The organism is Streptomyces sp. NPDC053432 (assembly GCF_055585365.1).
In genome coordinates this window covers 180,715-192,422 of record NZ_JBVJKF010000010.1, presented here as the reverse complement: position 1 = coordinate 192,422, position 11,708 = coordinate 180,715, and the positions used below count along the sequence as shown (strand labels likewise).

At 72.7% G+C, this 11,708-nt stretch carries 12 protein-coding genes; all 12 read right to left on the bottom strand.

Features of this window, described 5'->3' with window-relative positions; genetic code table 11:
- Positions 1–557 precede the first annotated feature (557 nt).
- Entirely contained in the window at positions 558–914 is a 357-nt protein-coding gene (locus tag ACZ6Y1_RS18950; RefSeq protein ID WP_469630478.1) for a cytidine deaminase, read from the bottom strand.
- 155 nt (positions 915–1,069) lie between these two features.
- Positions 1,070–1,432: an MmcQ/YjbR family DNA-binding protein gene (locus ACZ6Y1_RS18945; protein WP_469630475.1), complete on the bottom strand. Its 363-nt coding sequence runs from the start codon at positions 1,430–1,432 to the stop codon at positions 1,070–1,072.
- Positions 1,429–2,733 carry a hemolysin family protein gene (locus ACZ6Y1_RS18940; protein ID WP_469630472.1) on the bottom strand — a complete coding sequence of 435 codons (1,305 nt, stop codon included), beginning with the start codon at positions 2,731–2,733 and terminating at the stop codon, positions 1,429–1,431. Before ACZ6Y1_RS18940 ends, ACZ6Y1_RS18945 begins: the two co-directional genes overlap by 4 nt.
- Positions 2,730–3,227: an rRNA maturation RNase YbeY gene (ybeY, locus tag ACZ6Y1_RS18935; protein WP_384755399.1), complete on the bottom strand. Its 498-nt coding sequence runs from the start codon at positions 3,225–3,227 to the stop codon at positions 2,730–2,732. Before ybeY ends, ACZ6Y1_RS18940 begins: the two co-directional genes overlap by 4 nt.
- 13 nt (positions 3,228–3,240) lie before the next feature.
- A complete protein-coding gene (locus tag ACZ6Y1_RS18930; RefSeq protein WP_469630467.1) occupies positions 3,241–4,278 on the bottom strand; it encodes a PhoH family protein in 1,038 nt (345 codons plus the stop codon).
- Between the two features lie 139 nt (positions 4,279–4,417).
- Entirely contained in the window at positions 4,418–5,515 is a 1,098-nt protein-coding gene (locus ACZ6Y1_RS18925; RefSeq protein WP_469630464.1) for a carbohydrate kinase family protein, read from the bottom strand.
- A 134-nt stretch (positions 5,516–5,649) separates the two neighbouring features.
- Positions 5,650–6,561: a ribonuclease Z gene (locus ACZ6Y1_RS18920; protein WP_469630461.1), complete on the bottom strand. Its 912-nt coding sequence runs from the start codon at positions 6,559–6,561 to the stop codon at positions 5,650–5,652.
- Positions 6,562–6,567: 6 nt separating this feature from the next.
- Positions 6,568–6,927 (bottom strand): histidine triad nucleotide-binding protein, encoded by a 360-nt coding sequence (locus tag ACZ6Y1_RS18915; protein WP_469630456.1) that lies wholly within the window; start codon positions 6,925–6,927, stop codon positions 6,568–6,570.
- A 501-nt stretch (positions 6,928–7,428) separates the two neighbouring features.
- Positions 7,429–8,172: a 16S rRNA (uracil(1498)-N(3))-methyltransferase gene (locus ACZ6Y1_RS18910; RefSeq protein ID WP_469630453.1), complete on the bottom strand. Its 744-nt coding sequence runs from the start codon at positions 8,170–8,172 to the stop codon at positions 7,429–7,431.
- A complete protein-coding gene (locus ACZ6Y1_RS18905) occupies positions 8,169–9,260 on the bottom strand; it encodes a nitronate monooxygenase (RefSeq protein ID WP_469630450.1) in 1,092 nt (363 codons plus the stop codon). The genes ACZ6Y1_RS18910 and ACZ6Y1_RS18905 overlap by 4 nt, the downstream gene beginning before the upstream one ends.
- 191 nt (positions 9,261–9,451) lie before the next feature.
- Positions 9,452–10,588, bottom strand: a complete 1,137-nt coding sequence (gene dnaJ / locus ACZ6Y1_RS18900) for a molecular chaperone DnaJ (RefSeq protein ID WP_384594285.1) — start codon at positions 10,586–10,588, stop codon at positions 9,452–9,454.
- Positions 10,589–11,605, bottom strand: a complete 1,017-nt coding sequence (hrcA, locus tag ACZ6Y1_RS18895; RefSeq protein ID WP_469630444.1) for a heat-inducible transcriptional repressor HrcA — start codon at positions 11,603–11,605, stop codon at positions 10,589–10,591. It abuts the gene before it with no gap.
- Between the last annotated feature and the right edge of the window lie 103 nt (positions 11,606–11,708).

The window sequence follows — 11,708 nt, the reverse complement described above, 5'->3', positions numbered from 1 at the left end:
GCGTTTGGGACCTGGGTTGGGCGGTGCCGCCGCTCCAGCCTCGCCGGCGTTTGGGACCTGGGTTGGGCGGTGCCGCCGCTCCAGCCTCGCCGGCGTTTGGGACCTGGGTTGGGCGGTGCCGCCGCTCCAGCCTCGCCGGCGTTTGAGGCGCGGGGTCTGGGGCGGAGCCCCAGGGAACGGTGGAAGGGCGGGTAGGGGACCAGCCCCGCGCAGCGGCACCCGGCCCGGCCCGCCCGCAGCGGCACCCCGGCCCGGCCCGCCAGGCAAGGGCCGCCGGGCCCGGCCGCGCGCCGGGGCACCTCCTCGGGCGTCGAACCTGCAGAGGCACCGGCAAGCAAGCGTGGTTGCGTTCGACGCCCTGCGGGGGCACCCCGCCGCACACCCGGCCCCGCCGGCGCGGGGGTGGCAGTCGGGCCGGTCAGCCGGGCACCCGCGTGCGCGCCCTGCGGGGCCACCCCGCCGCACACCCGCCCCGACGGCACGGCGGTGTCAGGGGCCGACCCACAAGGCACCCGCATCGGCGGCCCAGGGCGATCGGCCGCCACCCCGCCGGGAGGCTAGGCGCCGGCCGGCGTCGTCGACTTGAGGGTGCCGTCCGGGGCGGCCAGCAGCACCGGCGTCTCCGGGCCCCCCAGATCCCGCACGGCGGCCCGGTCCGCGTCCGCCGGAGCCTCGGCGGCGCTGACGACGGCCGCGGCCTCCAGGGACCGCGCCCCGCTCGCCACGGCCATGGCGACCGCGGTCTGCAGCGCGCTCAGCTTGAGGGAGTCGAGCTCCACCGTCCCGGCGACGTACGTGCGGCCGGTCTCGTCGCGCACGGCCGCCCCCTCGGGCACTCCGTTGCGGGCCCGCGCACTGCGCGCGAGCGTGATGATCTTGGTGTCCTCGGGGTCGATCCCGGTGCTGTCGGTCATGGTCGAAGCATATGGAGCGCCCCGGCCGGGCCGTGCAACGGCCCCGCCGGGGCACCCCCAAACCTACAAACCCAAGCGGCGGACAAGGGCTTCCCGCCGTCCGAAGGTCCCCTACCCGTCTGACCCCCGGCCCGCCCGGATCACGCCCCGCGGGATCACGCCCGGTCGAGCCGCAGCCGCTCCGCCTTCGGCAGGCCCGCGACCACCAGGTCGTAGCTGTCCTCCACCAGTTCCCGGACCATCTCGTCCGGGAGCCCGCCCGGCCCGCCCACGGTGACCGTGTTCCAGTGCCGCTTGTTCATGTGGTAGCCGGGGGCGATCGCCTCGTGCTCCTCCCGCAGCCGCACGGCCAGCTCCGGCTCGCACTTGAGGTTGACCTTCAGCGGCTCGGCGTCCAGCGCCGACAGCGCGAACATCTTCCCCAGCACCTTGAACACCGAGGTCTCCGGCGTGAAGGGGAACTCCTCCACCGCCGCGTTGAAGCCGAGACAGAACGCGCGCAGCTGCTCCGGGGTCATTCGCCCTCCTCGCCCTCGCCCGCCGCCGGGACCACCGGCTCGACGAGCACCGTCACGATCTTGTTCCTGCGTCCCGCCGGGGATTCGGCCGTCAGCCGCAGCGGCCGTCCGTCGGGCAGTTCCACCGTGGCCGTGGCGCCCGCGATCGGCACCCGGCCGAGCGCCTTGGCCAGCAGGCCGCCGACCGTCTCCACGTCCTCGTCGTCGAAGGCCTCGACCTTGAACAGCTCGCCCAGGTCGGTGATGTCGAGCCGGGCCGTGACCCGGTAGCGGTTCTCGCCGAGCTCCTCGACGGGCGGCAGCTCCCGGTCGTACTCGTCGGTGATCTCGCCGACGATCTCTTCCAGGATGTCCTCGATGGTGACGATGCCGGCCGTGCCGCCGTACTCGTCGATGACGACCGCCACGTGATTGCGCACCTGCTGCATCTCGCGCAGCAGGTCGCCCGCGTTCTTGGTGTCGGGCACGAAGACCGCGGGCCGCATCGCCGTCGAGACCAGGTCCGCCTCGGCTTCCCGGCTGATGTGCGTCTTGCGGACCAGGTCCTTCAGGTACACGATCCCGACGATGTCGTCCTCGTTCTCCCCGGTCACCGGGATGCGCGAGAAACCGGACCGCAGGGCGAGCGTGGTCGCCTGACGGACCGTCTTGTACCGCTCGATGCAGATCAGGTCGGTGCGCGGCACCATCACCTCGCGCACCAGGGTGTCGCCGAGCTCGAAGACCTGGTGCACCATGCGCCGTTCGTCGTCCTCGATCAGCGATTCCTTCTCCGCCAGGTCCACCATGGCGCGCAGCTCGGCCTCGGAGGCGAACGGCCCCTTGCGGAAGCCCTTTCCGGGCGTGAGCGCGTTGCCGATGAGGATCAGCAGCTGCGGGATCGGTCCCATGACCCGGGCGAGCGGTACGAGGACGTACGCGGCGGCCGTCGCGGTGTTCAGGGGGTGCTGGCGGCCGATCGTACGGGGGGAGACGCCCACGGCGACGAAGGAGACCAGCACCATCACGGCGATGGCCACGAGCAGCGCCGTCCAGGTGTCGCCGAAGGCGTCGAGGCAGACGTAGGTGACGAGGACCCCGGCCGCCATCTCGCAGGTGACGCGGACCAGCAGCGCCACGTTCAGGTAGCGGGTGGGGTCCGCGGCGACCTGGGCGAGCTTCGCGCTGCCGCGACGCCCCTCCCGTACGGCCTGCTCCGCGCGGAAGCTGGAGATCCGGGCGAGCCCGGACTCCGCGCACGCCGCGAACCAGGCGACCACGACCAGCAGCACCGCTCCGGTGATCAGCTGGGGGGCGTTCACGAGACGGTCGGGGCCGGCGACGGACCGGTGATGCCGCGCTCGGAGCGCCAGCCGTCGACGATGGCCGCCTGGAGGCCGAACATCTCGGCCTTCTCGTCCGGCTCCTCGTGGTCGTAGCCGAGCAGGTGCAGCACCCCGTGGACGGTCAGGAGCTGGAGCTCCTCGTCCATGGAGTGCTGCGTCGGGGCTTCCTGGCCCTGCTTCTTCGCGACCTCGGGGCAGAGCACGATGTCGCCGAGGAGCCCCTGCGGAGGCTCCTCGTCGTCCTTCGCCGGCGGACGGAGCTCGTCCATCGGGAAGGACATGACGTCGGTGGGTCCGGGCAGGTCCATCCACTGGATGTGGAGCTCCTCCATCGCGTCCTCGTCGATGACGATGACGGAGAGCTCGGACAGGGGGTGGATCCGCATCCGGGTGAGCGCGTAACGGGCGATGTCGAGGATCGCCTGCTCGTCGACCTCGGTTCCGGACTCGTTGTTGACGTCGATCGACATGGTGCGCTGGGTTCTACTTCCGCTGGGGGCCGTTGCCGGCCTGCTGGCCGTCGTCGTACTTCTCGTACGCGTCGACGATACGGCCGACCAGCTTGTGCCGGACGACATCCTCGGACGTCAGCCGGGAGAAGTGGATGTCCGGCACCCCGTCGAGGATCTCCTGGACCTGGCGCAGACCGCTCCTGGCACCGCCGGGCAGGTCGATCTGGGTGATGTCACCGGTGATCACGATCTTCGAGTCGAAGCCGAGACGGGTCAGGAACATCTTCATCTGCTCGGTGGTCGTGTTCTGCGCCTCGTCGAGGACGACGAACGCGTCGTTGAGCGTCCGACCGCGCATGTAGGCCAGCGGCGCGACCTCGATCGTGCCCGCTGCCATCAGCCGCGGGATCGAGTCGGGGTCCATCATGTCGTGCAGCGCGTCGTAGAGCGGGCGCAGGTAGGGGTCGATCTTGTCGAAGAGGGTGCCCGGCAGGAAGCCGAGCCGCTCCCCCGCCTCCACCGCGGGCCGGGTCAGGATGATGCGGCTGACCTGCTTGGACTGCAGGGCCTGGACCGCCTTGGCCATGGCGAGGTAGGTCTTGCCGGTACCGGCGGGGCCGATTCCGAAGACGATCGTGTTCTTGTCGATCGCGTCGACGTACCGCTTCTGGTTGAGCGTCTTGGGACGGATGGTGCGGCCGCGGTTGGAGAGGATGTTCTGGGTGAGCACCTCGGCGGGCGTCTCGTCCGGGCCGTTGCCGTTCTCGCTCAGCTTGAGCATGGCGATCGAGCGTTCCACTGCGTCCTCCGTCATCGGCTGCCCGGTGCGGAGCACCAGCATCATCTCGTCGAACAGGCGCTGGATCAGTGCGACTTCCGCCGCCGCACCGATCGCACTGACCTGATTGCCCCGAACATGGATGTCTGCCTTCGGGAAGGCCTTCTCGATCACGCGCAACAGGGCGTCGCCCGAGCCGAGCACGGTCACCATCGGGTGCGTGGCCGGGACGGTGAAGTGGGCTCGCGCCTGTCCCGGCGCCGGGATGTGGGCTGTCGGTGTCTGAGTCATGGGCCGGCACTGTGGCCTGCGCATACCTCCCGCTGAGGGGCCGCGCCGTTCGACGACCTCCGGAATACCAAGCGTACGACGCCGCGCGGCCTTCCCCGAGAGGTTTTCGCCCCGGCCGACGGCGGGCGCGACCGGACGGCTACGCGGAGTGCCGGAAGCCGATCGTCGGCACCGCCCTGCGGCGCGCGGCCGGCGCCGAGGGCCGGGGGACGAGCTCGTCCAGGAAGGCGTACCGGCCGCGCAGCTCCTCGGGGGCGGACCGCCACCAGTGGGCCACCTCCGGCCAGCCGGGGGCCGACAGGGAGCCGCCGAACTCCTGCACCGACAGCGCGGCCGTCAGCCCGGCGAAGGCGAGCCGGTCGGCCAGCGGCCAGCCCGCGAGGGTGCCGGTGAGGAACCCCGCCACGTACACGTCGCCCGCGCCCGTCGGGTCCAGCTCCTCCACCGCGATGCCCCGGACCTCGGCCGTCTCGCCGGTGCGACCGTCCACCGCGTACGAGCCCTCCGCGCCCATGGTCACCACCGCGATCGGCACCTTCTCGGCCAGGGCCCGGGCCGCCGCGCGCGGGCAGTCGGTCCGGGTGTACCGCATCGCCTCGCCGGCGTTCGGCAGGAACGCCTCGCAGTGCTCAAGGTCGGCCAGGGCCCCGAGGTCCCAGCGGCCGCTCTCGTCCCACCCGGTGTCCGCGAAGACCCGCGAGCCGCGCCGGGCGGCCTCCCCGATCCACTCCTCGCCCCGGCCGGGGCCCAGCGAGGCCACGGCCGCCCGGGCTCTGGGCGGGCACTGCGGGAACGGCCCGGGGCCCGCCGGGGGCGGTGCCTCGTGGCCGTGGGAGACCATCGTGCGCTCGCCCTCGTACGCCATGGAGACGGTCACGGGGCTGTGCCAGCCGGGGACCGTACGGGACATGGAGAGGTCGATGCCCTCGCCCTGTTCGAGCGCGTCCCAGCAGTACTCGCCGTAGTGGTCGTCCCCGAAGGCCGCGGCCAGCGAGGTGCGCAGGCCGAGCCGGGCCAGGGCGGTGGCCATGTTGGCGACGCCGCCGGGGCTGGAGCCCATGCCGCGCGCCCAGGACTCCGTGCCGCGCACGGGAGCGGAGTCGAGGCCGGTGAAGATGATGTCGAGGAAGACCGTGCCGGTGAGGAAGACGTCGCAGCCGGGCTCGTCCGGGTCCCGCACCGGACCGAGCGGGTCCACGGCGGCTGCGGCGCTGTCGAAGCTGTCCCTACTCGTCACGGTGTCTCCCCGAATTCTGGAAGGGTCGTTCCTGCAGTGGCAAGCTGCCGGTCCTGCCCTCCTCTCGGCCAGGACCACAGCCCAGTGTGGCGCAGATCACCCCATGAAGGCGTCCGGGGGGCGCCGCCGGCGAACTAACCCCGCTTGGGCAGCGGGACCCGGACCAGGTCGGCCGCCACCGTGAGCTCGCCCTCGAAACCGGCCTCCCGGGCCTCGCGTTCGAAGGCCTCCGGCTCCGTGTACCGCTGCGAGAAGTGGGTCAGCACGAGGTGGTGCACACCTGCCGCCCGCGCCACCGAAGCCGCCTGACCGGCCGTGAGGTGGCCGTGCTCGGTGGCCAGCGCGGATTCCGTTTCGAGGAAGGTCGACTCGATCACGAGCATGTCGGCGCCCTCCGCGAGCGCCTCCACCCCCTCGCACAGCCGGGTGTCCATCACGAAGGCGAACCGCTGCCCCGGCCGGTGCGCGCTGACGTCCTCCAGCGACACCTCGCCGAGCCGCCCCTCGCGCTGGATCCGGCCCACGTCCGGCCCCTTGATCCCGTGCAGCGCGAGCAGCTCGGGGACCATGCGCCGGCCGTCCGGCTCGGTGAGCCGGTAGCCGAAGGACTCCACCGGGTGAGACAGCCGGTGCGCCTCCAGGAGGTACGACGGCCCCTTCGCCACCGGCACCATCCCGTCCCCCACCACCGGGGACTCCTCCAGCATCACGGTCTCCCGGTACGCCGTCGCGTACCGCAGCCGGTCGAAGAACTTCTGTCCGGACGCCGGGTAGTGCGCGGCGACCGGGTGCGGCACCCGGTCGAGGTTGATCCGCTGGATCACACCGGCGAGCCCGAGGCTGTGGTCACCGTGGAAGTGGGTGACGCAGATCCGGTTGATGTCGTGCGCGGCGACCCCGGCGCGCAGCATCTGCCGCTGGGTGCCCTCGCCCGGGTCGAAGAGGATGCCCTCGCCGTCCCAGCGCAGCAGGTAGCCGTTGTGGTTGCGGTGGCGGGTGGGCACCTGGCTGGCGGTGCCCAGCACCACGAACTCTCGTACGGACACGGACGACTATCCCGGAGGCCACTGGAGGCCGCGGCCCCCGAGGAGGTGCAGATGGGCGTGGAAGACGGTCTGGCCGGCACCGGCGCCGGTGTTGAACACGACCCGGTAGCCGTGGTCGTCGATCTTCTCCTCGGCGGCGATGTTCCCGGCCTCACGCAGTATGTCGGCGATGACCGTCGGCTCGGCGGCGGCGAGGGAGGCCGCGTCGGGGTAGTGCAGCTTCGGGATGACGAGCACGTGCGTGGGCGCCTGCGGGTTGATGTCCCGGAAGGCGACGATGGTCTCGGTCTCCTTGACCACCGTCGCGGGGATGGACCCCGTGACGATCTTGCAGAACAGGCAGTCGGCCTGCGGTTCCCCGGCCATTGCTGAGCCTCCCGTGGTGTTGATCGGTCCGCGCATCGTATCGGCCACCGGCACCGCTCCCGGGCGGGAACGGCCCCCGAAGGGCAAGTCCGCGACCGTACGATGCCGTCCGGTCGCCCGACCGCCCCACGGGCACCCACGCCCCCGACCCCGGACCGCTTCGGCCCCCCGGCCCCGACCCCGCACCGCCTCTGCCCCCGGCCCACCGACCCCGGCCCCGCACCGCTTCGTTCCCCGGCCCACCGGCCCGGGCCTCGGTCACCTTCTCGGGCCGCCTCGGCCCCCTGCCGACCGGCCCCGACCCCGGGCCCCCTGCGGCCCCCCGGCGACCGGCCCCGGCCTCGGGCCGCTTCGGTCCCCCGGCCCACCGGCCTGGGCCTCGGGCCGCCTCGGCCCCCTGCCGACCGGCCCCGACCCCGGGCCCCCTGCGGCCCCCCGCCGACCGGCCCCGGCCTCGGGCCGCCTTGGTCCCCGCCCGCCGCCCTCTTGGTCGGAACCGCGTCAGCCCCAGCGGCCCGTACGCGCCAGCAGTACCGCCGTCGCCGCGGTGCCCGCCGTGGAGGTGCGCAGGACCGAGCGGCCCAGCCGGTACGGCCGGGCCCCCGCCGCGGCGAAGACGGCGAGCTCCTCCGGGGAGACCCCGCCCTCGGGGCCGACCACCAGCACGACGGAACCGGCCGCCGGGAGCTCCGCCGTGGCCAGCGCCTCGGAGGGGGTGTCGCGGTCCTCGTGCAGGACCATCGCCAGGTCGGCGTCGGCCAGCAGCGCCGCCACCTGCTTGGTGGACATGGCCTCGGCGACCTCCGGGAAGCGGACCCGGCGGGACTGCTTGCCCGCCTCCCGGGCCGTGGCCCGCCACTTGGCCAGGGACTTCGCCCCCCGGTCGCCGCGCCACTGCGTGATGCACCGCGAGGCCTGCCACGGCACGATCGCGTCCACGCCGGTCTCGGTCATGGTCTCCACCGCGACCTCGCCCCGGTCCCCCTTGGGCAGGGCCTGCACGACGGTGATCCGGACGGCCGGTTCGGCCTCCTCGAACACCCCGGACACCGAGACGACGAGCCGGTCCTTGCCCTCCGCCGCCTTCACCACGGCCTCGGCCCAGCTCCCCCGGCCGTCCGCGAGGACCACCGCCTCGCCCGGGTTCAGCCGCTTCACGGAGACCGCGTGCCGGCCCTCCGGGCCGTCCAGGACGAACTCCGGCCCCGCGGGGACCTCTTCGACCACGAACACGGGGGCGGTCATGACGCACTCCTCATCTGCATGTCCTTCAACACTCGCTGCGCCTCGGCCAGTTCGGCCGCCAGCACCTCCACCAGCTGTCCCGCGGGCAGTGCCCGCGCCAGCCGGTGCCCCTGGCCCGCCCACAGGGCCATGCCCTGCGGGTCCCCGGCCGCGGCGGCCGCCTTGCGCAGCCCCGAGGTCAGATGATGCACCTGCGGGTACGCGGCCGGGGCGTAGGGGCCGTGCTCCCGCATGAAGCGGTTCACCAGGCCCCGCCCCGGCCGCCCGGAGAAGGCCCGGGTCAGCTCGGTCCGTACGAAGAGGGGGTCGGTCAGCGCCTGCTTGTGCAGCGGGTCCGCCCCCGACTCGGGGCACACCAGGAAGGCCGTGCCGAGCTGGGCCGCGACCGCGCCCGCCGCCAGCAGGGCCGCGATCTGCGAGCCGCGCATCAGGCCGCCCGCCGCCGTGATGGGCAGCGCGACCGCTTCCCGTACCTGGGCGACGAGCGCGAGCAGACCCAGGGCGGCCGTCCCGTCGGCCTGGGGGTCGTCGCGGTGGGTGCCCTGATGGCCGCCGGCCTCGACGCCCTGGACGCAGACCTCGTCCGCCCCCGCGTCCTGCGCGCTCCGCGCCTCCTCGGCGGAGGTCACGGTGACGACGGTCCGCGTGCCCGCCTTGCGCAGGGCGGCGAGGGCCTCGGGCGTGGGGCAGCCGAAGGTGAAGGAGACGACCGGGACCGGGTCCTCCAGGAGGATGGCGAGTTTGGCGTCGTAGCCGTCGTCGCTGGTGCCGATGATGTTCTCGTCGGCGAGGGAGATCGCGTACCAGCTCGCCTCCCCGGCGAGCTGCCCGCGGTACGCCTCGACGGCGGCCGGGTCGACGTAACCGGTCTGCGGCATGAAGAGGTTCACGCCGAAGGGGCGCCGGGTGAGCGCCCGCACCTGTTTGATCTCGTGGTACATGCCGTCGGCGGTCTTGTAGCCGCCGGCCAGGTAGCCCAGTCCGCCCGCTTCGCACACGGCGGAGACGAGCGCGGGGCAGGAGCCGCCGCCGGCCATGGGCGCCTGCACGATCGGGTGAGGGGAGAGACCGCTCGGTGCCGAGGACATGGACTGCATCGTGCCACGTCCCGCTCGGTCGGCCGAATCACCGCATTCGCCTGGCATAGTCCGCTTTCCCGGGGTGGCCGGATCGGTGCGGGACCTGCCCGCGACCGGCCCGGCCGGCACCCGCCGGCAACGCACGGAGCCCGGCCGGGGATGCTCCCCGGGCCGGGCTCCTGTGCGTACGTGCGGGCCGGTCAGCGGCCGTTGAAGGCGTCCTTCAGACGGCTGAACAGACCCTGCTGGCCCGGCGCGAACTGGCCCGTCGGGCGCTCCTCGCCGCGCAGCTTCGCCAGCTGGCGCAGCAGTTCCTCCTGCTGGGCGTCCAGCTTGCCCGGGGTGGTGACCTCGACGTGGACGATGAGGTCGCCGCGGCCGCCGCCGCGCAGGTGCGTGACGCCGCGTCCGTGCAGCGGGATCGCCTGGCCGGACTGGGTACCGGGCCGGATGTCGATCTCCTCCATGCCGTCGAGGGTCTCCAGCGGGCACTTGGTGCCCAGGGCCGCCGCCGTCATGGGGATGGTCACCGTGCAGTGCAGGTCGTCCCCGCGCCGCTGGAACGTCGGGTGCGACAGCTCGTGGATCTCCACGTACAGGTCGCCGGCGGGGCCGCCGCCGGGGCCGACCTCGCCCTCGCCCGCGAGCTGGATCCGGGTGCCGTTCTCGACACCGGCCGGGATCTTGACCGTGAGGCTGCGGCGGGAGCGGACCCGGCCGTCGCCCGCGCACTCGTGGCAGGGGGTCGGGACGACGGTGCCGAAGCCCTGGCACTGCGGGCAGGGGCGCGAGGTCATGACCTGGCCGAGGAAGGACCGGGTGACCTGCGAGACCTCACCGCGGCCGCGGCACATGTCACAGGTCTGCGCCGAGGTGCCGGGGGCGGCGCCCTCGCCGGAGCAGGTGGTGCAGACGACGGCCGTGTCGACCTGGATGTCCTTGGTCGTCCCGAAGGCCGCCTCGTCCAGCTCCAGGTCCAGGCGGATCATGGCGTCCTGGCCGCGGCGGGTACGCGAGCGCGGGCCGCGCTGCGAGGACTGGCCGAAGAAGGCGTCCATGATGTCGGAGAAGTTGCCGAAGCCGCCCGCCCCGAAGCCGCCCGCGCCGCCGCCGCCCGAGGAGGACAGCGGGTCGCCGCCGAGGTCGTAGACCTGCTTCTTCTGCGGGTCCGACAGCACCTCGTAGGCCGCGTTGATCTCCTTGAAACGCTCCTGCGTCTTGGGATCGGGGTTCACGTCCGGGTGCAGCTCGCGCGCGAGCCGCCGGAATGCCTTCTTGATCTCATCCTGGGATGCGTCGCGGCGTACGCCGAGAGTGGCGTAGTAGTCCGTGGCCACTTACGACTCCGCCAGGATCTGTCCGACGTAACGTGCCACTGCGCGTACCGCTCCCATCGTTCCGGGGTAATCCATGCGGGTCGGTCCGACCACGCCGAGCTTGGCGACCGTTTCGCCGCCCGAACCGTAACCGACCGAGACGACGGACGTGGAGTTCAGTCCCTCGTAGGCATTCTCATGCCCGATCCGTACGGCCATCCCCGACTCATTGGCCTCGCCGAGCAGCTTGAGGAGCACGACCTGCTCCTCCAGCGCTTCGAGCACCGGCCTGATCGTCAGGGGAAAATCATGTCCGAAGCGGGTGAGATTGGCGGTGCCGCCGATCATCAGCCGTTCCTCGGCTTCCTCGACCAGGGTTTCGAGGAGCGTCGCGAGCACGGTGGACACCGTGGCGCGGTCGTCGGCCTCGAAGGATTCGGGGAGGTCCTGGACGAGCGGGGGCACGTCGGTGAACCGACGGCCGACGACGCGGCTGTTGAGCCGGGCCCGCAGATCGGAGAGCGAGGTCTCCCCGAAGGGGGTCTGGCAGTCGATCAGCCTCTGTTCGACGCGCCCGGTGTCCGTGATCAGTACGAGCATCAGGCGCGCGGGGGCGAGCGAGAGCAGCTCCACGTGCCGGACGGTCGACCGGGTCAGACTCGGGTACTGGACGACGGCGACCTGCCGGGTGAGCTGTGCGAGCAGCCGCACGGTGCGGCCGACCACGTCGTCGAGGTCGACGGCGCCGTCGAGGAAGTTCTGGATGGCGCGCCGCTCGGGCGTCGACAGCGGTTTGACCCCCGCCAGCTTGTCGACGAAGAGGCGGTAGCCCTTGTCGGTGGGGATCCGGCCGGCGCTGGTGTGGGGCTGGGCGATGTAGCCCTCTTCCTCCAGCACGGCCATGTCGTTGCGCACGGTGGCAGGCGAGACGCCGAGTCGGTGCCGCTCGGTGAGCGCCTTGGAGCCGACCGGCTCCTCCGTCCCGACGTAGTCCTGGACGATGGCGCGCAGCACTTCGAGTCTGCGTTCGCTGAGCATCGCGCACACCTCCGGCTGTGGTCCGTTGCCCTGTCGTTGGCACTCTGGGCGTTCGAGTGCCAGAGACCCCCGCTCAGTGTACGGCCGGGTAGTAAGGCCCTGG